22 protein-coding genes, 2 tRNA genes and 1 pseudogene are annotated in these 25,225 nt (G+C 39.5%); 8 read left to right on the forward strand and 17 right to left on the reverse strand.

From position 1 onward, the window contains the following. Nucleotides 1–624: 624 nt before the first annotated feature. The 3 genes from BSAG_RS14560 to BSAG_RS14550 all read right to left on the reverse strand — a co-directional run bounded on the left by BSAG_RS14560 (nt 625) and on the right by BSAG_RS14550 (nt 4,097). Nucleotides 625–1,110, reverse strand: a complete 486-nt coding sequence (locus BSAG_RS14560) for an HU family DNA-binding protein (RefSeq protein ID WP_004316197.1) — start codon at nt 1,108–1,110, stop codon at nt 625–627. 453 nt (nt 1,111–1,563) lie between these two features. Then, the gene (locus tag BSAG_RS14555) at nt 1,564–3,003 is read right to left on the reverse strand and encodes a tagaturonate reductase (protein ID WP_004316196.1); all 1,440 of its coding nucleotides are present in this window, start codon (nt 3,001–3,003) and stop codon (nt 1,564–1,566) included. Nucleotides 3,004–3,029: 26 nt separating this feature from the next. After that, complete coding sequence (locus BSAG_RS14550) at nt 3,030–4,097, reverse strand: substrate-binding domain-containing protein (protein ID WP_004316195.1); 1,068 nt, start codon at nt 4,095–4,097, stop codon at nt 3,030–3,032. A gap of 198 nt (nt 4,098–4,295) precedes the next feature. On the opposite strand from BSAG_RS14550, the gene uxaC reads away from it, so the two are divergent. Next, complete coding sequence (gene uxaC, locus BSAG_RS14545; protein ID WP_004316194.1) at nt 4,296–5,702, forward strand: glucuronate isomerase; 1,407 nt, start codon at nt 4,296–4,298, stop codon at nt 5,700–5,702. 179 nt (nt 5,703–5,881) lie between these two features. Here the strand turns inward: uxaC and BSAG_RS14540 are convergent. The 4 genes from BSAG_RS14540 to BSAG_RS14525 form a co-directional block, all read right to left on the reverse strand. Then, nucleotides 5,882–5,954, reverse strand: a tRNA-Lys gene (locus tag BSAG_RS14540). Between the two features lie 32 nt (nt 5,955–5,986). Further along, a tRNA-Lys gene (locus BSAG_RS14535) sits at nt 5,987–6,059 on the reverse strand. A gap of 89 nt (nt 6,060–6,148) precedes the next feature. Beyond that, on the reverse strand, nt 6,149–6,952 hold the full coding sequence (locus BSAG_RS14530; protein ID WP_004316193.1) for an MBL fold metallo-hydrolase: 804 nt from the start codon (nt 6,950–6,952) through the stop codon (nt 6,149–6,151). 82 nt (nt 6,953–7,034) lie between these two features. After that, entirely contained in the window at nt 7,035–8,423 is a 1,389-nt protein-coding gene (locus tag BSAG_RS14525; protein ID WP_008640168.1) for a peptide MFS transporter, read from the reverse strand. 96 nt (nt 8,424–8,519) lie between these two features. Between BSAG_RS14525 and BSAG_RS14520 the strand changes: the two genes are divergently transcribed. Further along, complete coding sequence (locus BSAG_RS14520) at nt 8,520–8,942, forward strand: BT0820 family HAD-type phosphatase (protein WP_004316432.1); 423 nt, start codon at nt 8,520–8,522, stop codon at nt 8,940–8,942. Nucleotides 8,943–9,066: 124 nt separating this feature from the next. On the opposite strand, the gene BSAG_RS14515 is transcribed toward BSAG_RS14520, so the two are convergent. Next, nucleotides 9,067–9,315, reverse strand: coding sequence for a DUF6965 family protein (locus BSAG_RS14515; protein ID WP_032811464.1), 249 nt, complete (start codon nt 9,313–9,315; stop codon nt 9,067–9,069). Between the two features lie 161 nt (nt 9,316–9,476). Here BSAG_RS14515 and BSAG_RS14510 point away from each other — a divergent pair, with 161 nt between their 5' ends. The 3 genes from BSAG_RS14510 (at nt 9,477) to BSAG_RS14500 (ending at nt 11,115) form a co-directional block, all read left to right on the forward strand. Next, nucleotides 9,477–9,926 (forward strand): DoxX family protein, encoded by a 450-nt coding sequence (locus tag BSAG_RS14510; protein WP_004316430.1) that lies wholly within the window; start codon nt 9,477–9,479, stop codon nt 9,924–9,926. A 93-nt stretch (nt 9,927–10,019) separates the two neighbouring features. Next, nucleotides 10,020–10,571, forward strand: a complete 552-nt coding sequence (locus BSAG_RS14505; RefSeq protein ID WP_004316429.1) for a DUF3332 domain-containing protein — start codon at nt 10,020–10,022, stop codon at nt 10,569–10,571. A 91-nt stretch (nt 10,572–10,662) separates the two neighbouring features. Further along, nucleotides 10,663–11,115: a hypothetical protein gene (locus BSAG_RS14500; RefSeq protein ID WP_008770659.1), complete on the forward strand. Its 453-nt coding sequence runs from the start codon at nt 10,663–10,665 to the stop codon at nt 11,113–11,115. On the opposite strand, the gene BSAG_RS14495 is transcribed toward BSAG_RS14500, so the two are convergent. Beyond that, complete coding sequence (locus BSAG_RS14495) at nt 11,069–13,378, reverse strand: BamA/TamA family outer membrane protein (protein WP_004316427.1); 2,310 nt, start codon at nt 13,376–13,378, stop codon at nt 11,069–11,071. The two genes, BSAG_RS14500 and BSAG_RS14495, sit on opposite strands and share 47 nt — an antisense overlap. 142 nt (nt 13,379–13,520) lie before the next feature. Here BSAG_RS14495 and BSAG_RS14490 point away from each other — a divergent pair, with 142 nt between their 5' ends. After that, entirely contained in the window at nt 13,521–14,285 is a 765-nt protein-coding gene (locus BSAG_RS14490; protein WP_004316425.1) for a TrmH family RNA methyltransferase, read from the forward strand. Here BSAG_RS14490 and BSAG_RS14485 read toward each other — a convergent pair. The 5 genes and pseudogenes from BSAG_RS14485 to ileS form a co-directional block, all read right to left on the reverse strand. Further along, the gene (locus BSAG_RS14485) at nt 14,236–14,622 is read right to left on the reverse strand and encodes a hypothetical protein (RefSeq protein ID WP_004316424.1); all 387 of its coding nucleotides are present in this window, start codon (nt 14,620–14,622) and stop codon (nt 14,236–14,238) included. The two genes, BSAG_RS14490 and BSAG_RS14485, sit on opposite strands and share 50 nt — an antisense overlap. A 5-nt stretch (nt 14,623–14,627) precedes the next feature. After that, nucleotides 14,628–15,704 (reverse strand): DUF4296 domain-containing protein, encoded by a 1,077-nt coding sequence (locus tag BSAG_RS14480; RefSeq protein ID WP_008640156.1) that lies wholly within the window; start codon nt 15,702–15,704, stop codon nt 14,628–14,630. Then, nucleotides 15,694–16,350 carry a lipoprotein signal peptidase gene (locus BSAG_RS14475; RefSeq protein ID WP_004295884.1) on the reverse strand — a complete coding sequence of 219 codons (657 nt, stop codon included), beginning with the start codon at nt 16,348–16,350 and terminating at the stop codon, nt 15,694–15,696. Before BSAG_RS14475 ends, BSAG_RS14480 begins: the two co-directional genes overlap by 11 nt. A gap of 97 nt (nt 16,351–16,447) precedes the next feature. Further along, nucleotides 16,448–16,828, reverse strand: coding sequence for a TraR/DksA family transcriptional regulator (locus BSAG_RS14470; protein WP_004295883.1), 381 nt, complete (start codon nt 16,826–16,828; stop codon nt 16,448–16,450). Nucleotides 16,829–16,863: 35 nt separating this feature from the next. Further along, nucleotides 16,864–20,351 (reverse strand): annotated as a pseudogene (gene ileS, locus BSAG_RS0223065) (isoleucine--tRNA ligase). 210 nt (nt 20,352–20,561) lie between these two features. Between ileS and BSAG_RS14465 the strand changes: the two are divergent. Further along, nucleotides 20,562–21,611 (forward strand): DUF2776 domain-containing protein, encoded by a 1,050-nt coding sequence (locus tag BSAG_RS14465; RefSeq protein ID WP_004316419.1) that lies wholly within the window; start codon nt 20,562–20,564, stop codon nt 21,609–21,611. A gap of 76 nt (nt 21,612–21,687) precedes the next feature. Here BSAG_RS14465 and BSAG_RS14460 read toward each other — a convergent pair whose 3' ends face one another. The 3 genes from BSAG_RS14460 to BSAG_RS24155 all read right to left on the reverse strand — a co-directional run bounded on the left by BSAG_RS14460 (nt 21,688) and on the right by BSAG_RS24155 (nt 24,222). After that, the gene (locus tag BSAG_RS14460; protein ID WP_004316417.1) at nt 21,688–23,226 is read right to left on the reverse strand and encodes a carbon-nitrogen hydrolase family protein; all 1,539 of its coding nucleotides are present in this window, start codon (nt 23,224–23,226) and stop codon (nt 21,688–21,690) included. A 132-nt stretch (nt 23,227–23,358) separates the two neighbouring features. Further along, the gene (locus tag BSAG_RS14455) at nt 23,359–23,649 is read right to left on the reverse strand and encodes a hypothetical protein (RefSeq protein ID WP_008640146.1); all 291 of its coding nucleotides are present in this window, start codon (nt 23,647–23,649) and stop codon (nt 23,359–23,361) included. 378 nt (nt 23,650–24,027) lie between these two features. Next, nucleotides 24,028–24,222 carry a hypothetical protein gene (locus BSAG_RS24155; protein ID WP_008018215.1) on the reverse strand — a complete coding sequence of 65 codons (195 nt, stop codon included), beginning with the start codon at nt 24,220–24,222 and terminating at the stop codon, nt 24,028–24,030. A gap of 209 nt (nt 24,223–24,431) precedes the next feature. Between BSAG_RS24155 and BSAG_RS14450 the strand changes: the two genes are divergently transcribed. After that, a partial coding sequence (locus tag BSAG_RS14450; RefSeq protein WP_232287655.1) for a GyrI-like domain-containing protein occupies nt 24,432–25,225 on the forward strand: 794 nt, incomplete at its 3' end.

Consider the following 25,225-nt stretch of genomic DNA (forward strand, 5'->3'; position numbering starts at 1 on the left):
ATACAAGTGATGAGTGTTATTGCTATCCTTATGTCAATTGAAATTTACCAGATTTCCTAACAAGGATAAAAGCTAAACACTTTCATCTATTAATATGTAATGTTGCACATACAAACACTATTGCTGCAACGCTACAAAGATAGAAAATATTTCGCATAAACAACACTCTTGGGGTATTGAGACTGCAAATTTGGGATAAAATGAGATGAAAAGCAATATTGAAGATTAATTATCTTCATTGTATCTTGAGGATAATACGCGTTTGAACAATCTACTGCTATAACGCGGCAAAGATTGAAAATATTTTCACAAATAAATTTTCTAGAAGAAGCTAACAGAAGAAAAATCAAGATACTTCTTACTTTTTGATAAAATAGGTGATAAAAAGAGATAGGAAAAACAAATTATAAATCCAGTAGAAATCCTACTTTCCGCATACAAATCTTACTAAAATTTTGCACCTAACAGTAAATTCACCGTTGGGCAACGGCAAAAATGTCGTTAGGCAACCACAAATTCACCATTGCCCAACGGCGAATTAGAGCATTTCTACCCGAAATATCAAAAAAATAGGGAAAGCTCCTGAAAGAACCTTCCCTATCTAAAGTTATTTTTTAGTAAGAATTAAGCTGCCGGATCCGGAGCTTCTCCTGAATCTCCTCCAGAAGAGCCACCTCCTTCGCTAGGTTCTCCACCGTTATCCCCGTTAGGATTGGTTACGTTATCTCCAAACAGTTCTATACTAGCTGATCCAAGCATTTCCTTGAATGCACCTCCCGGAGTAAAGACTATCTTCCTCCTAATAATGGTATTAACACTCACGTCTTCAGCTTTATCTTGGCTCTCGGCATTAATAGCTGGACGAAATGAACCGAACTCTCCCAACTTTACAGAGAATCCTTCTTCTAAAAATGACACCATAGTATCTTGCACTCCTTTCAGTACCACATCCACCATAGCCCGATGAACGCCTGTCCGCTGATTTACTTCATCACATAACTTGTTATAGTTGATGCTCCCAACTAGAACGTTTGCTGCAACATACTTTTCTACCTTATTTTCCTTATCGAAACATAAGGTGATTTTTTTCTTTTTATATCTGATAGCCATATACGCCTAAGATTAAAAAGTTAAACAATATTAGGAAGCCACACTATTGACTTCGCAACAAAGGTATGAACACATTACGAGATTTACAAGCAAGATTACCATGGTAAAAAAGGTCTTGATTCATTGTATTTTACAGATGACTTTTTTATGCAATATTCATCATATCAAATTCGTTTTCTCCTTATAAACCAGGCATTTATAAAACAAAAAAGTAGAATAATAATTCATATAAAAAGAGACAAAATTGGTCATTAAGGATTTGAGCCTTTTCAAACCGTGAAAACGAAGAAAAAGAAGGTTATGGAAATAAAAAATACGAAGAATGTAAATTTGGTCTTTAACAATTAATAACTTTCCGTCTCTTAATTATCTAACAGTTAAGGGCATTTTGATAGTTGTATACTCTATCAAAATGCCCTCTACTTATTAACCTTATGGTTATAATCTTATATCTTACAGAATACCTTTCACAGTTTCAAGCATTCCTTTTTCCTGGATAGAATCCAAGTTTGCTTTTACAGCTTCTGCCAATCCCGGGATCTTATTCAAATCTTCTCCCCAGATAAAGTCAGCAGCCAGAACACCTTCGGTTACTTTCTTTGTACAACCAGTTGCCCAAAGTTCTTTCAGCAGGTTCATGATTTCAGGAGCATCATTTGGTACAATTTCAGCGCCGTCAGCACGTACACCACCTTTATAATAAGTAATGATAGCAGCCAAACCAAGTACCAGGCCTTTAGGAAGTTCGCCCTTACGTTCGAGATAAGTCTTCAATCCCGGTAAATCACGAGTTTCATATTTTGGGAAAGAATTCAGCATAATGCTTGTCACTGCATGATCTACGAATGGATTGTTGAAACGTTCCAATACATCATTGGCAAATTTCTCCAACTCATCTTTCGGTAAATTCAATGTTTCCATCAACTCATCGAACATTACTTTGTGGATATATTTACCAATAACCTCATGTTCACAAGCTTCACGCACAATATTCACACCAGAAAGATAAGCAACCGGAGAAAGAACTGTGTGCGGACCATTCAACAGAGTTACCTTACGTTCGTGGTAAGGAGCTTCCGAAGGAACAAACAACACATTCAGTCCTGCCTTATCAGCCGGGAACTCTTTGGCAACTTCCTGCGGAGCTTCAATCACCCACAGATGGAAGATTTCAGCCTGAACAACCAAGTTATCATCGTATTGCAGTTTTTCTTTGATAGCAGCAATATCTTTGCGCGGGAATCCCGGAACAATACGGTCTACCAATGTCGCATATACGCCACAAGCTTCTTCAAACCAAGTTTTAAACTCATTACCCAGGTTCCATAATTCAATATATTGATAAATAGTTTCTTTCAACTTATGTCCATTCAGGAAAATAAGTTCGCAAGGGAAAATAATCAAACCTTTTGTCTTATCACCATTGAATGTTTTGAAACGATGATACAGCAATTGAGTCAGTTTACCCGGATAAGATGAAGCAGGAGCATCTTCAAGTTTGCAAGACGGATCAAAAGCGATACCAGCCTCTGTAGTGTTTGAAATAACAAAACGCATTTCAGGTTGCTCTGCCAATTTCATGAACTCGTCATTTTGAGAATATGGATTCAGTGCACGACTGATTACATCGATCATTGTCAAGCTGTTAACAACTTCGCCTTTATCCAATCCTTGAAGATTAACATGATAAAGATCGTCTTGTGCATTCAGCATATCGACCATACCTTTATCAATGGGTTGAACCACTACTACGCTGCTGTTGAAGTCGGTTTTCTGGTTCATGTTGTAAATAATCCAATCAACAAATGCACGCAAGAAGTTACCTTCGCCAAATTGGATAATACGCTCCGGACGTTGTGTTTTAGGAGCAGTTTCTTTGTTTAATGCTTTCATGTTAGTTGTAATTTATAAAGTTGATATTATACAAATTCAAAATAAAAATCAATATTCTCCTTAATCAGGATGTCGATAGGCATATACTTTACAGGTTCAACAGACTTCTTAAACACAACATGGTCGCACAAAGCCTTCACCCCGCAATACCCTTGCAATCCCGGACGTTGCCCGATTAAATAATGCACATCACCTGATTTTAGCAACTCTACATTTGCTTTCAGAAGGTCATATCCTATCAGCCCTTTCATGCTACGTCCCGCGTGACGGAGATACTCTCCCAACTGATACACCCTGGAATTAAATACAACTCCCAGCGCAGCCTTCGGATGTGCCCGGAAAAACTCATCTAATGTCTGTTGATTACTTTCCTGATCGGATTTATTGAGTATAACCTCATGGATTACCAGGTTGTTATATTCCTCGGCTATGTAACTCATAAAACCGTCCAAACGACGTTGCATCTGTATTTCAGCCGGATTATCTTTATTATTACTTAAAAACAAGACTAACTCCTGACCTTCTCCCGCCGAATAGTTGCGCATCAATATTTTTGCTGCAATATATCCGCTCTTATAGGAATCCTGCCCAATATACGTCAAGGCTCTCGCTTCTTCCATATTGAAATCAACAAAAGCATAAGCTATCTTATTTTCCTGCAGATAAGCTGTCAGCGCCAGCGTCTCTTCCCGGAAATTCGGAGAAATCAACACTGCGTCTACATTCTTTTCTTTTATAGCAAGGCAGGCTTCCTGATAACTTTTCTCATCTCCATGATGGTAACACAGATAATCTATACCCACATTAAAAGGACGCAACTCTTGCCGGGCACGCTCAATCCCCCCGACTACCGAATGCCAATAGTCATGTTCTATATAATAAGGTATCAGGCAGAGGAAAGAATATTTCTTTTTAGCAGCCAAACCGATAGCAAACACATTGGGTTGATAATGAATCTCATCCAGTACCTTTTGTACTTTAGCTTTGCTTTTGGGAGACACGTCGCCACGATTGTGCAACACCCTATCCACCGTTCCGGCGGAAACACCGGCCATACGGGCTATGTCTTTAATGGTATAGTTCTGGTCCTCCATAGTGCTAAAACTTAAATATTATAAATAATCGCTGCAAATATACGAATTATTTTGTTACTCCAAGTAAATTTTCTATTTTTGTGTTCGATAACGGTTAATAAAACTAAAACGAGATTTACGCCTATTAGCTTTAAAATCAATACGATATAGGTATAAATACAGAAAGTAATAATTTTATATACTTAAAACACAGTAATAATGAAGAACTTCATGGACGAAAACTTCTTGCTGCAAACAGAAACCGCGCAAAAGTTGTATCACGAGCATGCGGCTAAAATGCCGATCATCGACTATCACTGTCATCTCATCCCTCAAATGGTAGCTGACGACTACAAGTTTAAATCACTGACTGAAATCTGGTTAGGCGGTGACCACTACAAATGGCGTGCAATGCGTACAAACGGCGTAGATGAACGTTTCTGCACAGGAAAAGATACCACAGACTGGGAAAAATTCGAAAAATGGGCGGAAACAGTTCCTTATACTTTCCGTAATCCACTGTACCACTGGACTCACCTCGAATTGAAAACTGCATTTGGTATCAATAAAATATTGAATCCGCAAACAGCACGCGAAATTTACGATGAATGTAACGAAAAGCTGTCTCAACCTGAATATTCAGCTCGTGGAATGATGCGTCGCTATCACGTAGAGGTAGTTTGTACTACGGATGATCCTATCGATTCACTGGAATATCACATCAAAACACGTGAAAGCGGATTTGAAATCAAGATGTTGCCAACTTGGCGTCCTGATAAGGCTATGGCTGTAGAAGTCCCTGCTGATTTCCGTAGTTATGTAGAAAAGCTGGCAGAAGTTAGCGATGTTACTATCTCCAATTTCGATGATATGATCGCTGCTTTGCGCAAACGTCACGACTTCTTCGCAGAACAAGGTTGCCGTCTGTCTGACCATGGTATTGAAGAATTCTATGCAGAAGATTATACCGATGCTGAAATCAAGGCTATATTTAATAAGGTATATGGCGGTACAGAATTGACCAAAGAAGAAATTCTGAAATTCAAATCAGCCATGCTTGTTATCTTCGGTGAAATGGACTGGGAAAAAGGATGGACTCAACAGTTCCACTACGGCGCTATCCGCAATAACAACACCAAGATGTTCAAATTACTGGGCGCTGACACCGGTTTCGACTCTATCGGTGAATTCACCACAGCCAAAGCAATGGCTAAATTCCTTGACCGTCTGAATACCAATGGCAAATTGACTAAAACAATCCTTTATAACCTGAACCCATGCGCAAATGAAGTGATTGCAACTATGTTGGGCAACTTCCAAGATGGTTCTATCCCGGGAAAAATTCAGTTTGGTTCGGGATGGTGGTTCCTCGATCAAAAGGATGGTATGGAAAAACAAATGAACGCCTTGTCTGTGCTTGGTCTCCTAAGCCGCTTTGTAGGTATGTTGACAGACTCTCGTTCTTTCCTATCCTACCCGCGTCATGAATATTTCCGCCGTACATTATGTAACTTGGTAGGACGCGATGTAGAGAACGGAGAAATCCCTGCATCTGAAATGGAACGCGTAAACCAAATGATTGAAGATATCAGCTACAACAATGCTAAGAACTTCTTCAAGTTCTAACGGATTAGCAGTTACACTATAAAAAAAATACCGCTACCAAAGTCGAATATGCTTTGAGTAGCGGTATTTTTATGTTCTGTTCATATTATTCCGGTTTTCGGACTGACCCATTATTCCTTGATTTTCAGGCGGGCACTTGATATACAAAAAAAGAGGCAACCTTAGTTACCTCTTTTTTGTACACCCTCAGGGACTCGAACCCTGGACCCATTGATTAAGAGTCAATTGCTCTACCAGCTGAGCTAAGAGTGCAACATATTATTTTTATTGCAACCTTGAATTTGTACACCCTCAGGGATTCGAACCCTGGACCCACTGATTAAGAGTCAGTTGCTCTACCAACTGAGCTAAGAGTGCTTAATTCCTCGTTTGCGGTTGCAAAAGTAGGTCTTTTATTTTATTTGACCAAACAATCATGCAGCTTTTTTACTATCTTTTTTTCGTCTTTATTCGAACACATAAAGCTCGGAAGGCGTATTTCGCTTTAAAGCAAGTAGTTGCACATCTTTACCTACAAGAATACCTTTGTTCTTTAATTTCCATTCCACCGTTTTATAAGCTAGCTCCGGATGATTATTGTCTTTACTCAAATGACACAACCAGATATAGCGCAAATGTTCAGTGATATTTTCCGCTAAAAACTCCGCAGTATCAGAGTTACTCATGTGGCCGGTCTTACTTGCAATCCGCTCCTTCAAATATTGAGGATAAGGCCCCATTTTGAGCATTTCCTCATCATAGTTAGCTTCAAGTATCAGATAATGGGCCTTACTGATATAATGGGCAGCTGTAGGAGTAATTTCTCCAAGGTCCGTTAAGAAAGAAAAGACTTTGCCGTCGATTTCAATGCAGTACCCCACATTGTCCGTTCCATCATGCGGCACTTCAAAAGATTCGATATGGAAATCCTCCAAAGTCATCGGCTCTTGCTTTTCCAGGTAACGAACTGACGAACTCAATTTCTCCGTCATACAATAGCTACGATTAATTCCAGCATGAATACGTGCGGTTGTATAAACAGGAATATTCAATTTTTCTCCCAGATTACCCACAGCTTTGATATGGTCAGCATGATCGTGCGTTATAAATACCGCACGAATACTATCCATCAAGATATTATAATCTTTCAGTGTTTTTTTGATAGTACGTATGCCAATTCCGGCATCTATCAGTATTCCATAGGTTTCAGTGCCCAGATAATAACAGTTCCCACTACTGCCACTCGCCAGACTTATAAATTTTACTTTCATGTTTTATCCTCTTTATTAAAATGCAAAATGCCGTCAACTTTTACAGCAAAGTGACGGCAAATATACATAAAAAAGAATAGAATTACCGAGAAGATTCCTTCTTTTTGTCGATGGATTCGGTGATTTTCGCAAATAATAGTAGCGCTACAGCGGCAATCAGGCCAATAGCAGCAAAGTAATACCATATATAATGGGCATTTGCGCTAGCTGCCTCCCATGCCGCCCGTGTCTCGAACAAAGCAGGATCCGGACAGTATTTGGTAAGCAAAATTCCCGCCAGACCAAAACCAAAGATGGAAGAAAGAAAGGAATGTAAATGACTGAATCCTAAATACATTCCTTCTTCGCCTTTAGGAGCCTGCAAAGAGAAATACTCCAGATAACGCGGCGAAATAAAACATTCGGCAAGTGCCTGTACCACTATACCTGCAATCATCATCAGGGTAATATTGCTCATGCCTGTAATAAGATCATTGCCCAGCAAATTTCCACATGCCATCAGCAACGCCGAAAAAGGAATCAAAAACATTCCCACATTCATCGAAGTAATCGCACTGCGTTTTGCCATCAATCGCGTGATAAAGCTAACGCAACAAACCACCACAAAAGGATTCACATTAGCAATCCAGCCCGGTTTCGCCGTCTCGCCGGCCAACCGGATCACATATTTAGGCATAGTGGCGTAAAGTTGCTGTTGCACCATCCAGAACCCTGTAACAATCAGAATAAGAATCAATAAACGCCAGTTGGTGATGATTCGCATAAATCCTTGCCCAATCTCACGGAGACTTTTTCCTTCACCAGCCGTGTGCGTTGATTTATAAAGGAGAATAACAGCAAGCAAAGCAATAATTGTCATCGCACCGGAGAAATAATTAATATAGATATACGCCTGCTCACCAATAACATTACGCAAAGGATCGATAATTGTTTTACCGGTAAAAGCGCCCACATTTACCATCATATAAAAGATGGAATAACCACGCGCACGCGTTGCCTCCGTTGTTTCTTTAGCCACAGAAGCAGAAATGATGGACTTAATGAAGGAACCTCCCACCATAAGTACAAACAAGACCGGCACAATGATCCACCGGGTATAGCTATCGGGCAAACCATTAAATTGAGTAGTGACGCCGTAACTAACCAGGCCGGCAGCTTCCAGCAAAGTAGGAAATACTCCCAATCCTAAATATCCAATGGATAATAAGGAAAATGCTATAATCATTGACTTCCGGAAACCGATCTTATCAGCATAAGCACCGGAAAAAATAGGAAGCAGATATAACCCGCCGGAAAAAAGCCCGGAAATCATACTTGCTTCAAAATCATTAAAACCTAAAATGGAAGATAGATAAATAGTGAGAACGATGAAAACGGCATAGTATGCCATACGCTCAAACAGTTCGACTGTGTTGCTGACCCAAAATGCTCTCGTAAAGCCTTTAGCAGCACGCTGAGGGGAATTGTTCATGTATTTATTAATTTATTAAAATGTTAATTTGAGACAAAGATACGTTTTTTTGGCTTACTGTCCGTATCTTTGTTCAAAATTAGGTAATTAAAAACTATGATTATAGCTGTTGATTTTGACGGAACGATTGTAGAGCATCGTTATCCACGCATTGGTGAAGAAATTCCATTCGCTGTTGACACATTGAAGTTATTGCAACAAGAAAAGCATCGTTTAATACTATGGAGTGTGCGTGAAGGGGCACTTTTGGACGAAGCTGTCGAATGGTGCAAAGCCAGAGGTTTAGAATTTTATGCCGTTAATAAGGATTATCCTGAAGAGCAAAAAGGCCATCAGGGATTTTCACGAAAGTTGAAAGCTGATATGTTCATTGACGACCGGAACTTAGGCGGTTTGCCGGATTGGGGAGTCATTTATGCAATGATTAAAGAGAAAAAGACGTTTGCAGATGTCTATGGCCAAAACGGAGAAGAGGAAAAAACGCCATCAAAAAAGAAAAAAAGATGGCTGCCTTTCTAATAAATAGATAAATAGCAAGCCGACAGATATACAAAAAATAGATGATGCACTCTTATCCGACATGATTAAGAGTGCATTTCTATATGATGAAATAACTTATCTCCCAACATGGAACGGCCATTTACTACGATTCTTTGTTTTCCCACTTTTCCCTGAACTCCCATAATTGCTCAATAGTAGGATAAAAAGTCGGATTTTCCCAGTTTCTGGAAATCATAGCAATCAACGATTCCAAATACGATTTACCATCAATAATTGTAGTACATTGATTGACCTGATATCTTTCAGTTGGATAATTCCTTGTTTCGATCATCTTTTTTGCCCAGTTCAATAACTCCTGAACAGCTTCATTGTCATAAGTATGTTGCGCCATATCTTTAGAATTTTCCACAAAGATACAAAGTTTATTTATTCATAGACAAGGAATAACCGAAGAACTGGCAGAGATTCTACAAGTTGTGCTATCAGCAAAGAACAATTTCAATATTTTTTATGTTTATATAAATAAAGATAAACTTAAAAATAGAACGACTTATGATTTATGATTTCTTATTCCCCACAAAATCGAATACAACAAAAGTGTCTTTGTTGCTATTGGCTGTCCGGATCATCTTCGGCATATTATTAATGAACCACGGTATCCAAAAATGGAGTAGTTTCCAAGAGTTGTCAACTGTATTTCCTGATCCGCTTGGAATAGGAAGTCCCCTGTCTCTCGGATTAGCTATTTTTGGTGAACTTGTGTGTTCAATGGCATTTATTGTAGGCTTCTTGTATCGCTTAGCCATGATCCCGATGATTTTCACGATGATAGTAGCTTTCTTTGTAGTTCACGCAAATGATGTATTTGCTGTTAAAGAGCTAGCTTTCATTTATTTAGTGGTATTCATATTGATGTATATTGCCGGTCCGGGTAAATTTTCAATAGACCATATCATAGGAAACGAATTGTCAAGACGAAAATCAAGAGCATACAAAAATTAGAAATAATCCCCCTGATTAATTAAAAAATATTATATTTGCATACTTGTATGAGAGAAATTATCAATATTTTTTATTAATCAAAAATGTTTTAACATGAAAAGAGGGAAACTGACTTTAGTCGCAGTAGTGCTTAGCGGTAGCTTATTATTCAGTTCTTGTGTAGGATCATTCAGTTTATTCAACCGCCTGTCTTCTTGGAATCAATCAGTTGGAAACAAGTTTGTAAACGAACTCGTATTCCTTGCTTTCAACATTGTTCCGGTTTATGGCGTAGCTTACCTGGCTGATGCTTTAGTTATCAATTCTATCGAATTCTGGAGTGGTTCCAACCCGATGGCTAATGTAGGTGACGTAAAGAAAGTAAAAGGAGAGAACGGCAACTACATGGTGAAAACTCTTGAGAATGGATATTCTATTACTAAAGAAGGCGAAACTGCTTCAATGGATTTGATCTACAACAAAGAAGCTAACACATGGAATGTTGTTGCAAACGGTGAAAGCGCTGAATTAGTAAAAATGAACAATGACGGCACTGCTGATTTGTTCTTACCGAATGGTGAAAAGATGAATGTAACGTTGGATGCTCAAGGCATGCTGGCAGCACGCCAAGCTACAATGAGCAATCTTATGTTTGCCGCCCGCTAAAAATTAAAAAAAATACGAAGGAGATGAAACTTCAATAAGTAGTTTCATCTCCTTTTTCAATCTCATCTTCCATCCAGCATCTTTTTATACTATGAATAAACTATATACACTTATCTATTCTGTCCTAATATTCACTTGCCTGTCCTGCCAGCAACAAACTCCCCAAACTCAAATAGAACAAACAGCTATAGATTTCTGCGAAGCCTTCTATAATTTCAATTACCCGGCCGCCCAAGCATGGAGTACTCCTTCTTCCCTGTCCTATCTTAGCTTTTTAGCGTCCAATGTCCGACAGACTCACCTTGACCTACTCAAGACACGAGGTGCTGCAAAAGTTTCTGTTATATCCAGTGAGATAGATGCTAATTCAGAGGAAGCAACGGTTGTTTGCCAAATAAAAAATACATTCGTCATTAATCCTGTTGAAGGAAAAATAGAATATATGAGCTCTCTGCAAGATACCCTCCAATTAGTAAGAGAAAATAATAAATGGCTGGTTAGAAAGGATATCCCACAGCAAAATGGAAAGCAAAGTCACGACTAAATTTAGGATGAATAATCGGGAAATGTTCTTTCTTCGTTTCATAGGCGGGATTGACAGCTTTCATACCTCCATCAAAACGAAGGATAAAGAAATCTAAATCCAGGCGAAGCCCTAGTCCATAGGCCACGGCTATTTGCTTATAAAACTTGTCAAACTTGAAAACTCCTCCCGGTTGGTTGGCATAACTCCGGATGGTCCAGATATTACCCGCATCAATAAATGCCGCTCCCTGAAATTTCCAGAATAATTTGCTTCGGTATTCAATGCTGGCATCCAGCTTAATATCTCCCGATTGATCGAGCAAATTTCCATTTCCGGCAAAAGAACCCGGTCCCAAATCGCGAACAGCCCATCCGCGAACACTATTGGCTCCACCAGAGAAGTATTGTTTCTCAAACGGAATCGTTTTTGCATTTCCATAAGGTACAGCTATTCCTACACCGGCATGAAACGCAAAAGAGTTACGATGGTCGATTCTGATATTCTTGGCAAAATCAAACTCTCCTTTCAGATATTGAGCATAAGGAATTCCCAAAATAGCGTATTCACCATTACTATTCTTCCGAATATTGGTAGCCTTAGATAGGGCATACATTATATTTCCCGCCGACTCGAAATTAAAACGGATGGAGTATGAATTAGAAGCAATCGTATTATTAATAATAGACCCTCCCACGCTATTATAATTATAGCTATATCCCATATTTACAATCAATCGATTCTGATAATTATACTGGAAAATATGGTTCTGTCCTTTATTAATATAGTCTTCTTTAAACCTGTCAGAAATACGAGGCAAATACAGAAAAGCAATATTAATCAAATCAATACGGTGTTGTATCTTCTGACGTTGCGTCCACTTGTAGCTCCAGTTGGCAGAAGCCATCGTACGCAGGAATTCCGGGCGCAACTGATAATTATACTGCAAACCAAACTCTGTTGTCGCCCTGATTTTCCGTTTAAAATCAGAGGAAATGAAAGGGAACAGAAAATTAGGGAAGTTGATACTCGTTTCCACCCCGTACTCTGTATAGTTATTATTCGAATAACCTGCCTGAAGTCCGGAAATGACTTCATACGCTCCACGGAATTTTATCATAAAAGTTTCCGATCCGCGAAAAAGGTTCCTGTTTTGGAAAGAGACGGAAGCTGCCGCTCCCAAGTCACCGGCAGAATTAGTTCCCTCTACCTCGAAAGCTACTGATTTATGCTTGCTCTTGGTCAGCATCACATAACAATCGAGCATCGTTGAATCTCCTATTTGAGTCTCAATAAAACGGATATTCGTATATTTCAATGCCGATAAACGTCCAAAACTGGAATAGGTCTGCTGCACATCGCGCTCATTATACAAGTCGCCGGAAGCAAACCGAAGGTTATCCGTAAGAACTTTAGGACGCAAATAGAGTTTATCCTTATAATAAATCGGATATCCCTTATAATGCACCGAATCATTGATGTCCACACTGCTCATTGCCGAGGACTGCAAAACATCATAATCCGTAATAAAATTAATCTTATTGATCCAATATTGCCGATGTGCTCTTGCCGAATCATTCGCATGAGCTTTATACATCTGCAAATGTTGAGTCAGATCTACATTATAAGTATTACGAACGGTGTCGGCAGTATATCCGATATAATCTTTATTAAATTTATAGTAACCATTCCGAAGTAACTTATTCGTGATGCGTTGCCTGTCCGCATCCAATACATTCACATCAAAATACATTCCTTCCTTCAGCAAACTTCTGGCAGAATCCTGTTTGAGAAGCGCAGCTATTTTAGGATCATAAATATCATATTTGATAGATTGAACAACGTATGGCTTGCCTGCCGTTACGTCATAATAGACTTTGATCTTTTTCTTTTTTACTTTGGTCGAACGTTTCACTGTTGCCGCCATATATCCCATATTATGCACAGCCTTAGTGATCTCTTCTTCAGAGCGTTGCGCTTCGTCCTCGCTATATATTACGGGAGCATCCCCTATTCTTCTCAAGAACTTATTCCCCCATTTGGTCGAATCACGCCCCGACAGATTATATACATAAAGTTGGGTCTTTATCAGACTGAACCACTTGGCATTAGGATTTTGGCGAACATACATGCGCAAGGAAGAAGGCCGTATATTTTTTTGGTCCGTACGAATTTTGACTTCATCCAGCAAATAAGATCCATCCGGCACAAACTTAGTGGTAGTACACGAAGCAAGTGACAAGACAGCAGCAGAAGCAAGCAAATAAAGAAAATTTCTCCTCATACGGTTTTACATCGATAGCATGAAAAATGCGCTTACAAAGATAAATTATATTTTCTGACGGGGAAAATAATTTAAGAAAAAGAGAGGAAAGTAAGGATAGATTGGAAATATCTTTATAGCTTTGCAAAAGAATATCAAATCTATGGCATCATTAAGTAAAAACAAAATAAAGTTTATCCACTCGCTGGAACTGAAGAAAATACGTAAAGAAGAGCGGGTATTTCTGGCTGAAGGTCCTAAATTGGTAGGCGATTTACTCGGACATTTTCCCTGTCGTTTTTTAGCTGCCACTCCCTCCTGGTTTCAGGAGCATCCGGGTATTGACGCAAGTGAACTGGTAGAAGTTTCACAGGAAGATCTTTCACGGGCCAGTTTATTGAAAACTCCCCAACAGGTACTTGCCATTTTCGAACAACCACAATATACTTTGGCTCCGGAGGCAGTTCGTTCATCACTTTGCCTTGCATTGGACGATGTACAGGATCCCGGAAATCTGGGTACCATTATCCGTTTGGCCGACTGGTTTGGCATCGAACATATTATCTGCTCGCAGAATACGGTAGATGTATATAACCCTAAGACCATACAAGCCACTATGGGTGGAATTGCCCGAGTGAAAGTACATTATACTTCCCTCCCCGATTTTATCCGGTCGCTCGGAGATACTCCTGTGTTCGGTACGTTCCTGGATGGAAAAAATATGTATGAACAACCATTAACGGCCAATGGCTTGATCGTAATGGGAAATGAAGGGAATGGCATAGGGAAAGAGGTAGCCACATTAATCAACCGAAAATTATATATCCCCAATTACCCGGCAGGCCAAGAGACATCCGAGTCTCTGAATGTAGCCATTGCTACCGCAGTAATCTGTGCCGAGTTCCGTCGACAGGCTGCATGGAAGTAAAATCAAAAGGATAAAACAAATAAGGAAATAAAGCTTCCCCCTTCTTTTCTGCTTCCTGCAGATACTCATTAAAACATTGGGAAGATTGATTCGAAACACTGGGAAGATTGATTTGAAACACTGGGATGTTTTTTAAAATCATCCCAGTGTTTTTTATTTCTTCCATCTGACTTTCAGAAAGCAGAACAATCACTCCCGGCATCCATTCAACCGATTCAATCTCTTCGGTCAATGAGAATACACCTCGGACAACTCCTTCGTCAGTGATCTCCACTACCTGCTGCTTCATATATCCGACGGCAGGTATCAGCAAATAATGAGAAGCAAAACGTTTCATTACAATCAGTTGTTTGAACGTCTTTGTTGTTGCTTCCTGCGTTGATTCATCTGGCGTTCTTTTCTTTGCTCTATCCGTTCCTTTTGGATATGCTGTTCCACCTGAATCTGCTCCGGCTTCTTCTCACGATGAGTTCCCGTACGACGACGGTTCATCTCTTCCGGTGTCAGACGCTGAATGTCATCTTTATTCTTGTCTATGACCTTATGTAAAGAGTCGGCATTTTCTTTAGTAGCTATCTTCTTCAAAGAATCCGCTTTCAATGCTTCTATCTTATTCAAAGAATCACGTACGGCAAATGCGAGCGTATCCGTACAATGATAACGAGTCATCATGAAACGGTCGGCCAATACTGCCCCGCCTTTTTCCTGGCTATCCATCGGATAATAAATGAAACCTTTTATTTCTTTCATCGAACCTAATGTGTCTGCAAACAAACGAATTTGTTGCACACCCGGTTCAGTCACCGTTTTCCAATGATTGATCGTATCTTTTTCATAAATCACCTGCATAGCCATAGTGACACCTCTTAAAGAGTCGGCAAGCATCGGCTCCAGGAAACGATACCGCACTTCCCATACCAGTGTATCCCGGTCTTTGTAGTTAGAGTCAGTCGGCAAAGTAAATACATATTGATTATCCATCATTTCACCGGTCAGACGTACCATACGCTGCCACGGCCAGACATCGATGCTATCACCCTGCTTAGTCATTTTCGGTTTCTTATCACGCTTGGCTATCAGGTCGCCAACAAGTTCCTGTTCGTCTTTCAAGCGTTTTTTCACCTTATCATAAATTTTCGATAAAATCTCTGTGTTACGGGTATACCAAACCATGGATGAGTCAAATGCAGCTTGTGTAGTCCCGTATTTCTTGAAAACGGCGTCGATATACAATGCTTTCTTATAGTTCTCACTATAAGGCAAATTATCTCCCATAGACTTTGCCACATGATAATCATACAGCAAATTCTCCATCTTCGATTCCGAGATTACATCACTGGGTCTTTTCACTTTACACCCGGCTACCGCAAACACGAACATGCAGATGAGACACAGATGAAACCGAAATTTATTTTTCATGATCCGTAGCTTCCTTTTTATCTTTATCCAGCGAATGATAAGACTCATTCAAATATTTACTATAAAAGAGTAACAAGGCAATGATACCGCAACTGATAGCGGCATCCGCAAAATTAAAGATCGGACTAAAGAATATAAAATGCTCTCCACCTACAAATGGCATCCATGTAGGCCAGTTTGTATCTATAATCGGAAAGTAAAACATATCCACCACTTTTCCGTAAAACCAGGTAGAATATCCACCACCTTCGGGCATAAAGCTGGCAATCTGCGAATGAGTGCTTTCATTGAAAATAACTCCATAGAACACACTATCTATGATGTTCCCCAAAGCACCGGTCAGGATAAGAGCCACACAGACGATATAACCTGTTTTGAACCCTTTCTTTATGATTTTATAGAGATACCACCCTATCAATGCTACCGCAACAATGCGGAATGTTGTCAGGAATAACTTGCCGAAGATTTCCATACCGAAAGCCATCCCGTTGTTTTCGGTGAAATAGATATAAAACCAATCGGTCACACGTATACTTTCGTGCCAGTACATGTGAGTTTTAATCCAGACCTTGATGATCTGGTCAATAATCAATACGGAAAAGATAACGAGAAGGGCAATTCTCCCCTTCGTGAATAGTTTCTTCATGTGTTTATTATAAGTTAAACATAACGAGCTACAAGTGCCGTGCGTAAACTTTGCGCAGCTACTTGTAGCTCGTTACCTGTAGCCTACTTGCTATCTGTTATTTTTTACCACTGTTCTTTGCTTCAATGCTTAATGTAGCATGAGGAACAGCACGCAGACGTTCTGCCGGAATCAACTTTCCGGTTTCACGGCAAATGCCGTACGTTTTATTCTCAATACGTACCAAAGCAGCTTGTAATCCTTGGATAAACTTCAACTGACGTTGTGCCAGTCGGGTCGTTTCTTCCTTGGAGAGCGTATTAGCTCCTTCCTCCAATACTTTATACGTAGGAGATGTATCGTCGGTATCATTACCGTCCAGTCCCATCAAACTTTTCTTCAACTGTTCATAGTCACGTTGTGCTAATTCCAGTTTCTCCATAATAATGGCACGGAATTCCTCGAGTTCCGCATCCGAATATCTAGTCTTTTCTGCCATAACTTTACAATTTTAAAAGGTTAATCAATATAGTATTAGTCTTTTATCACGTTCACAAACAATGAGAAGTCGTCAAACTCCAGCATTGTTCCGTCTTTCACTTCATCTACAAGTTCAAGAGATGTGCCTAAAACCTGGTTACAAATATAAGTATTATATTCATTTACCGCATCATCTGTTTGCGTATTTTTCGAGATTGTTATTTTTATTTTGTCTGTAATCTCGAAGCCGCTTGACTTACGTATATTCTGAATACGGTTCACCAGTTCACGAGCAATACCCTCGCGACGCAGTTCTTCGGTAATAGTCACTTCAAGCGCTACTGTCAGTTTGCCTTCATTGGCAACCAACCATCCCGGAATATCTTCACTAAAGATCTCGACATCCGATGCTTCAATAACAGCTTCCGCACCATCCAGGTTTAATGTATACTTTCCGTTTTTCTCCAATTCACCGATGGCTTCCTGTGACATTTCTGCAACAGCAGCAGCTACTGCTTTCATTTGCTTGCCAAATTTCGGTCCCAGTTTCTTAAAGTCACATTTCACTTTTTTCACCAATACACCGGCTGCACCATCAACGAATCTGACTTCTTTTACGTTCACTTCATTCATAATCAGGTTCTTCACAGCTTCGATATGAGCTTTCTGCTCTTCATCTACCACCGGAACCATGATACACTGTAGCGGTTGGCGTACCTTGATATTCACCTTGCGGCGCAATGCCAACACCATAGATGTAACATCCTGTGCCATTTGCATGCGGGCTTCCAGTTCCTTGTCTATCATTTCTTCCTGATATTTCGGGAATTCGGCAAGATGGACAGAAACTACATTGTCGCGTCCTGTTGCTGTAATCAAGTCAGTATACAACCGGTCTGCATAGAACGGAGATACAGGAGCCATCAGTTTGGCAACTGTTTCGAGACAAGTGTACAATGTCTGATAAGCAGACAATTTATCCTGTGTAAATTCACCACCCCAGAAACGTTTACGGTTCAGGCGAACATACCAGTTGGACAAATTATCATTCACAAAATCAGAAATCAAACGTCCTGCCTTTGTCGGTTCATATTCATTATAGCATGTATCTACCTCCTTTATTAATGTATTCAATACAGACAAGATCCAGCGGTCGATCTCCGGACGTTCTGCCATCGGTACATCCGCTTCTTTATACTCAAATCCGTCTACATTCGCATAAAGCGCAAAGAATGAATATGTATTATATAAGGTACCGAAGAATTTACGGCGAACCTCTTCCACTCCTTCAACGTCAAATTTCAGGTTATCCCATGGAGAAGAATTGGTAATCATATACCAACGCAACGGGTCGGAACCATACTTTTCAATCGTAGTAAACGGATCGACAGCGTTATTCAAACGCTTAGACATCTTGTTACCGTTCTTATCGAGTACCAAACCGTTAGAGATAACAGCTTTGTAGGACACGCTGTCAAATACCATGGTAGCGATAGCATGCAAGGTAAAGAACCAACCACGAGTCTGGTCTACTCCTTCTGCAATAAAGTCAGCCGGATATACCTGACGGTTATCCAACAGTTCTTTATTTTCGAACGGATAATGGATCTGCGCGTATGGCATAGCACCCGAATCGAACCATACATCAATCAAGTCTGATTCACGCTTCATCGGTTTGCCGTCTTTCGATACCAATATGACGTCGTCTACATAAGGACGGTGAAGATCAATCTTATCATAATTTTCTTCCGAATATTGACCCGGCACGAAACCTTTATCCTTGTATGGATTGGATTTCATAAATCCGGCAGCTACCGATTTCTCGATTTCATTATAAAGTTCTTCTACAGATTCGATACATATCTCATCCGTATTATCTTCTGTACGCCAGATAGGCAATGGAGTACCCCAATAACGAGAACGGCTAAGGTTCCAGTCATTCAGATTTTCCAGCCACTTGCCAAAACGGCCGGTTCCGGTAGATTCCGGTTTCCAGTTGATGGTTTTATTCAATTCCATCATTCGCTCCTTGCAAGCGGTAGAACGGATAAACCAGCTATCCAATGGATAATAAAGTACCGGTTTGTCTGTACGCCAGCAGTGCGGATAGTTGTGGACATGCTTTTCTATCTTGAAAGCCTTGTTGTCTGCTTTCATCATCATGGCAATGACAATATCCAACGATTCAGCAGCTTGTGCAGCTTTCTCATCGTATTTGCCATCCACCATAAATTGAGGATCATAAGCATTTTTCACCCATGCACCCTGATATTCTTTGTATTTATCTACATCAACACATTCTTTTACGAAATTCTCATCCAGCTCATTCAACAAATAGAATTTACCAGTTAAATCCACCATCGGGCGAGTTTCGCCTTTCTTATTAATCATGAAAAGTGACGGGATTCCTGCAGCACGTGCCACATTCGCATCATCCGCACCAAATGTAGGTGCAATGTGAACGATACCTGTACCGTCTTCTGTCGTTACATAATCACCCGGTATTACACGGAAAGCCTTATCACTAGCTTTCCAAGTACCATTTTCAGATACTTCAACAGGTTTTACCCAAGGAATCAGCTGCTCATATTCCATACCGACAAGATCAGTACCTTTATATTCGGCAATCACTTTAAACGGTACAAGTTTATCTCCGGCTTTGTAGTCCTCCAATTTCAGATCAGCAGCTTTTGCATTGAAGTGTACATTCAATAAAGCTTTTGCCAGAACAACTGTGATAGGTTCTCCGGTATAAGCGTTGTAAGACTGTACAGCCACATAGTCAATCTTCGGTCCCACACAAAGAGCCGTATTTGAAGGCAATGTCCATGGAGTAGTTGTCCAAGCGATAAAATAAGGAGTTCCCCATTCCGTCATTTCCGGTTTAGGATTCTTCATTTTAAATTGGGCAACGGCCGTTGTATCTTTTACATCCCGATAACAGCCCGGTTGATTCAACTCATGTGAGCTCAATCCTGTTCCTGCAGCCGGTGAATACGGCTGGATCGTATATCCTTTATACAACAATCCTTTTTTATGCAGTTGCTTCAATAGCCACCATAATGTCTCAATATAGCGATTATCATACGTGATATAAGGATGTTTCATATCCACCCAATATCCCATCCGATGAGTCAGGTCTTCCCACTCCTTGGTATATTTCATCACGTCTTTCCGACAAGCCGCATTGTAGTCGGCAACAGAGATTTTCTTACCAATATCTTCTTTTGTGATACCTAATGCCTTTTCTACACTTAGTTCCACAGGCAGTCCGTGCGTATCCCATCCGGCTTTACGCTTCACCTGATAACCCTTCATCGTTTTGTAGCGACAGAAAATGTCCTTAATGGTACGAGCCATTACATGGTGAATACCCGGCATACCATTAGCCGAGGGAGGTCCTTCGAAAACACGAACGAAGGACAGCCATCACGTTCTGTCATACTCTTGGCGAAAACCTGGTTCTCGTCCCATTTCTTCAGCACATCTTTGTTCACCTGCGAAAGGTCAAACTGCGAATATTCAGTAAATCTCTTACCCATAGCTGTCTACGATTTTACTATTTACAATTTACAATTTGAGGGGTATCCCCATTTTTAAGGGTGCAAATTTACAAAAACATTTGTTTAGTTGAGCAAAAAGCTAGGACTTTTAATCGGATTCGTGTGAAGTTAACGATTATAAACCGCCTACAGCCTAAACAAAACAGGTATCTCCTTGTTTTAGTGGGAAACCTAAAAGCACTTTAACTTATGAATTACGGTATTAGCATTTTATTCAGAGCAATCCCTTTGGCGATGGCTATTTTTTGCTTCGGATACGGAGCGTTCATTTATGGTTATGGAGATGATGGGAGTCGTGTTGTGGCCGGTCCTGTTGTGTTTTCACTCGGTATGATATGCATTGCACTGTTTTGCACGGCTGCCACTATCATCCGGCAAATCATACATACTTATAATAAATCGGCCAAATACATTTTGCCGGTTATAGGCTATCTGGCAGCCATCATTACTATTATTGGAGGCATCTGCATTTTCAGTAATGCCACTTCCACCTCTGCATTTGTTGCAGGACACGTTATCACCGGCGTTGGATTTATTACCACTTGTGTAGCTACCGCCGCCACCTCTTCTACCCGATTCTCTTTAATTCCGAGGAATTCAAAAGCGACAAGTAATGAAGTTCCGGAAGGAGCTTTTTCCCTTAATCAGAGACGGGCATTGGTCATTGTTGCCATCATCGTTTCGCTGATCGCATGGATATGGGCATTTGTATTATTAGGCAACAGTCATTCTCATCCTGCTTATTTTGTGGCGGGGCATGTAATGGTCGGTCTGGCATGTATTTGTACCAGTTTGATTGCACTGGTAGCTACCATAGCACGCCAGATACGTAATGATTATTCAGAAAAAGAACGGAATAAATGGCCGAAACTGGTTTTATTAATGGGATCTATCTCTTTTGTATGGGGATTATTCGTGATTTTGGCGGATTCCGGAAGTGCAAACGGTACCACCGGATATATTATGCTCGGGTTGGGGTTAGTATGTTACAGTATTTCCAGCAAAGTAATCCTGCTGGCTAAGATATGGAGGCAAGAGTTCAAATTAGCCAACCGTATTCCTATGATTCCGGTATTTACGGCATTGGCTTGTCTGTTCCTGGCGGCTTTTGTATTCGAGCTTGCTACTATACATGCTGATTATTTCATTCCGGCACGTGTTTTGGTAGGTCTCGGAGCTATTTGCTTTACGCTGTTTTCTATCGTTAGTATATTGGAGAGTGGCACGTCTTCCAAATAAAAAAGTATTCTATAAAAAGGGCGTCACTATATGCCCCGGATAGTGACGCTATCCGGACAGCATAGCGTCACTCTTTTTATTTCTTGTATCTCACCTCATACAGGTCATTCCTGCGGTCTTTCAAGTTGCGTACACTACCATAAGTATGCAGTTCGTTCAGCAAATCCAGATCAACATCCGATACCAAAATCATTTCGGTGTTAGGAGTTGCCTCCGCCCTCTTTCCGTCCGTTGGAAAAGCAAAGTCGCATGGGGTAAATACCCCCGATTGGGCATATTGAATATCCATATTGTGCACACGGGGAAGATTTCCTACACTTCCGGCAATGACTACAAAACATTCATTCTCGATGGCACGTGCCTGCGCACAAACACGAACACGGGAATAGGCATTCTGGGTATCTGTCAGGAAAGGAACAAATAATATCTGCATTCCCTGATCTGCCATCAGGCGGGAAAGTTCGGGGAACTCGACATCATAACAGATCAAAACTCCAATCTTTGCACAGTCCGTGTCAAAAGTATTCAGAAGTTTACCACCATTAAGTCCCCAACTTTTTATTTCATCGGGAGTGACGTGTAATTTCTCATACATTTCGTAGGTTCCATCCCGTCGGCAAAGGAAACCTACATTATAAAGCAATCCGTCCTCTTTTACGTATGGCATACTTCCGGTTATAATGTTGATATTATAGCTAATAGCCAGATTCATAAACCGTTCCCGAATTTCATCCGTATACTTTGCCAATCCGCGAATAGCCTGCGATTCTCCTTTATCGTTATACTTCGACATCAAAGGAGCATTGAAATATTCCGGGAAAAGAACAAAATCACTTTTATAATCAGAGACTGCATCCACAAAGAATTCTACTTGTTCGAACAGGTCATCCAACGTTTTATAACTACGCATCTGCCATTGCACCAGTCCTACACGAACCGTAGTTTTGGGACTGATATATTCTTGTGTAGGTGGCTGATAATAAATATTATCCCACTGCAACAAACAAGCATAATGTTTTGATTCTTCATCATTTGGCAGATAATTAGTCATTACCTTACGAACGTGAAAGTCATTCGACAACTGGAAAGTAAGTACCGGATCATAAATCTCGCGTTGACGTACCCGTTCGATATATTCTTTCGGACGCATTTTGTCAGCATATTTATGATAATTCGGGATACGTCCGCCAAACATGATTGCTTTCAGATTCAATGTTTCGCAAAGCTCCTTACGATATTCATACATACGACGTGCGAGACGCAAACCACGATAGCCCGGGTGGATGAATACTTCAATGCCATACAGGATATTTCCTTTAGAGCTATGTGTATTGAATGTTTCCTTACCCGTAACCTGTGCATACGTATGGTCGTTCTTTACTTTATCATAATCAACAATAATGGAAAGAGCACAACCAACTATTTTATCGTCAACGACTGTGACGATCTGACCCTCCGGAAAGATTTTAATCAACTTCTGAATCTGCTCACGAGTCCAAAACACATCGCTACCGTCAGAATAAACACGGGTAAACGATTGGGATAGTTGTACATAATCTTCTATTTGCAGATTGCGTATCTGCACTTTATTAATTTTTATCGGATGTTGTTCCATAACAATACGTGTTTTATAAAAGATAGTGCAAAGGTATAGTTAATCCTTTAATTGTGTTTTGAAACCAAGAAAAATTAATAATAGTATTTTATGTAAATTGAGTTATTCAATTCAAACTTATATACTTTGACATTACTCTAACTCTAATATTTCTTTTACTTCACCTTCTCCTACGTGCTTTCGTCCTTCTCCAAAGGTAAACTTAGTGCCTTCAGAAAAATTATCTCCTAAAGCTCTTCTAATAAGAAAAGCTATTTCAACTACCCCCTCATCTCCGGGATAAAAAGCCTCCCTATCAAGCAAAGTTATTTGACCAGAAGTTTTCGTCTCCTCAATAAAATCAAATAAAGGTCGATACCCACTATAAAATGGGGTTCTACGACCATCCTTATATAACCTTATACTAGCTATAATTCTAATCATAATAGTAACAATATAAAAAATAATCAACTAATTTGTGAGAATAAAGAATGGCGGACAATGTTAGCTATAAGTATATTCATCAAAGTTATTCTAATAAATTGAAAAACAAAAAAAATCAAATAGATATTTTCTAACATCAATTCATTTAATAGTCAAAAGGAATAATCGAACGATAATATCTTTTACACAAATATATATTTTATTGTATTATCTATTTTATGTATTCTTTTTCTGCAAATTCCAAAGGTGAAGAAGCACTCCTTCACCCACAAAATTCTTATTTACTGGTAATTCAGAAGAAAAATGAAGGAGTAGATTAAATAAATGTTTCTTATATATAGAGAATACAGCTTAAGCAGAAAGAAAAAAAGCAGCGTTTTAAGAGAAGGAAAGCGGCGCTTTAAGTAGGCTAAAGCATTGCTTTAGCTGCGGAAAATAGCTGCTTTTATTTGATTCTACTTCTTCTATCCACTTCTCTCTAATCTGGAAAATTTCAAAGATAAAACAATTAGATTTTCCAAAGAAATATTTTTTAAGCCAGAAACGGATATGAGAAATCATTGTAATAATCATGTCTTTTATTACATTGATATTTCGAAGTCAATATGCTCAAGACAGAATCAACTTTTGAATCATTTTCATATAGGATGAGCATATAAATACTATCTTTGCGAATATCAATCATGATAAAAGAGTACCCCAAAAGATAAAGAAAAGATATGAATTCCAACAAATTCTCCTATCAAGGACAAATCGAGACTATTCTTCATTATCTAAATTCCATGATACAAAAGAATTGGACAGGTAAAACTGCTGATGAGTTCAATCGTTTGATGTCTATACCAGAATTAGCTAAAATAGCATGCATGTCTGCTCGCAATCTTCAGCTGATGTTTAAAGCTTACACTAGCGAAACAATACATCAATATATCATTCGCACACGTATGGAATACGCCCAGCAATTACTCAAAGATAATAAAAAAAGTATAGCTGAAATATATGAATATATTGGATTTGCTAACCAGTCAGCTTTAAATAATACACTTCAAAAAAAATACAATCTCACTCCTCGAGAACTACAAAAGAAATTATTGGAAACAAGTCATACTTATCCTTCATGTATTTCTCCTTACCGCATAGTGGAATCAGAAACAATACCTGTCTTATTTTTATCTTATATTGGCAATTATGACACTTGTAGCACAGTTGCTTTTGAGACATACACTTGGGATTGCCTATATAAATATGCTAAAGAAAACTCTTTATTACCAGATAAGGAAGATTATTGGGGGATAGCTTATGATGATACAGACATTACCTCATTAGAAAAATGCCGTTTTTACGCTTGTATAGCCATTCAAAAAAGAGTAGGATCCAATCCTCCTCTTACTAATCCAATAAAACATATGGATTTACCTCAAGGTACATACGCAGTTTATATTCATCAAGGAGATTATGCATTGTTAGATGCCTTCTATGAGATAATATTGAAACAATTACCGCAATCATATTGCTTAGGAGAAACTCCAATCTTGGAACATTACTTGAACTCTCCCGCTGACACAGATGTGAAAGA

Origin of the sequence: Bacteroides sp. D1, from assembly GCF_000157095.2 — a bacterium.
Lineage (GTDB): Bacteria > Bacteroidota > Bacteroidia > Bacteroidales > Bacteroidaceae > Bacteroides > Bacteroides xylanisolvens.

Coding starts and splice junctions, on each gene's coding strand:
- BSAG_RS14560 (WP_004316197.1), bottom strand. CDS start 1,110: ATGGCTATCAGATATAAAAAGAAAAAAATCACCTTATGTTTCGATAAG.
- BSAG_RS14555 (WP_004316196.1), bottom strand. CDS start 3,003: ATGAAAGCATTAAACAAAGAAACTGCTCCTAAAACACAACGTCCGGAG.
- BSAG_RS14550 (WP_004316195.1), bottom strand. CDS start 4,097: ATGGAGGACCAGAACTATACCATTAAAGACATAGCCCGTATGGCCGGT.
- uxaC (WP_004316194.1), top strand. CDS start 4,296: ATGAAGAACTTCATGGACGAAAACTTCTTGCTGCAAACAGAAACCGCG.
- BSAG_RS14530 (WP_004316193.1), bottom strand. CDS start 6,952: ATGAAAGTAAAATTTATAAGTCTGGCGAGTGGCAGTAGTGGGAACTGT.
- BSAG_RS14525 (WP_008640168.1), bottom strand. CDS start 8,423: ATGAACAATTCCCCTCAGCGTGCTGCTAAAGGCTTTACGAGAGCATTT.
- BSAG_RS14520 (WP_004316432.1), top strand. CDS start 8,520: ATGATTATAGCTGTTGATTTTGACGGAACGATTGTAGAGCATCGTTAT.
- BSAG_RS14515 (WP_032811464.1), bottom strand. CDS start 9,315: ATGGCGCAACATACTTATGACAATGAAGCTGTTCAGGAGTTATTGAAC.
- BSAG_RS14510 (WP_004316430.1), top strand. CDS start 9,477: ATGATTTATGATTTCTTATTCCCCACAAAATCGAATACAACAAAAGTG.
- BSAG_RS14505 (WP_004316429.1), top strand. CDS start 10,020: ATGAAAAGAGGGAAACTGACTTTAGTCGCAGTAGTGCTTAGCGGTAGC.
- BSAG_RS14500 (WP_008770659.1), top strand. CDS start 10,663: ATGAATAAACTATATACACTTATCTATTCTGTCCTAATATTCACTTGC.
- BSAG_RS14495 (WP_004316427.1), bottom strand. CDS start 13,378: ATGAGGAGAAATTTTCTTTATTTGCTTGCTTCTGCTGCTGTCTTGTCA.
- BSAG_RS14490 (WP_004316425.1), top strand. CDS start 13,521: ATGGCATCATTAAGTAAAAACAAAATAAAGTTTATCCACTCGCTGGAA.
- BSAG_RS14485 (WP_004316424.1), bottom strand. CDS start 14,622: ATGAAACGTTTTGCTTCTCATTATTTGCTGATACCTGCCGTCGGATAT.
- BSAG_RS14480 (WP_008640156.1), bottom strand. CDS start 15,704: ATGAAAAATAAATTTCGGTTTCATCTGTGTCTCATCTGCATGTTCGTG.
- BSAG_RS14475 (WP_004295884.1), bottom strand. CDS start 16,350: ATGAAGAAACTATTCACGAAGGGGAGAATTGCCCTTCTCGTTATCTTT.
- BSAG_RS14470 (WP_004295883.1), bottom strand. CDS start 16,828: ATGGCAGAAAAGACTAGATATTCGGATGCGGAACTCGAGGAATTCCGT.
- BSAG_RS14465 (WP_004316419.1), top strand. CDS start 20,562: ATGAATTACGGTATTAGCATTTTATTCAGAGCAATCCCTTTGGCGATG.
- BSAG_RS14460 (WP_004316417.1), bottom strand. CDS start 23,226: ATGGAACAACATCCGATAAAAATTAATAAAGTGCAGATACGCAATCTG.
- BSAG_RS14455 (WP_008640146.1), bottom strand. CDS start 23,649: ATGATTAGAATTATAGCTAGTATAAGGTTATATAAGGATGGTCGTAGA.
- BSAG_RS24155 (WP_008018215.1), bottom strand. CDS start 24,222: ATGATTATTACAATGATTTCTCATATCCGTTTCTGGCTTAAAAAATAT.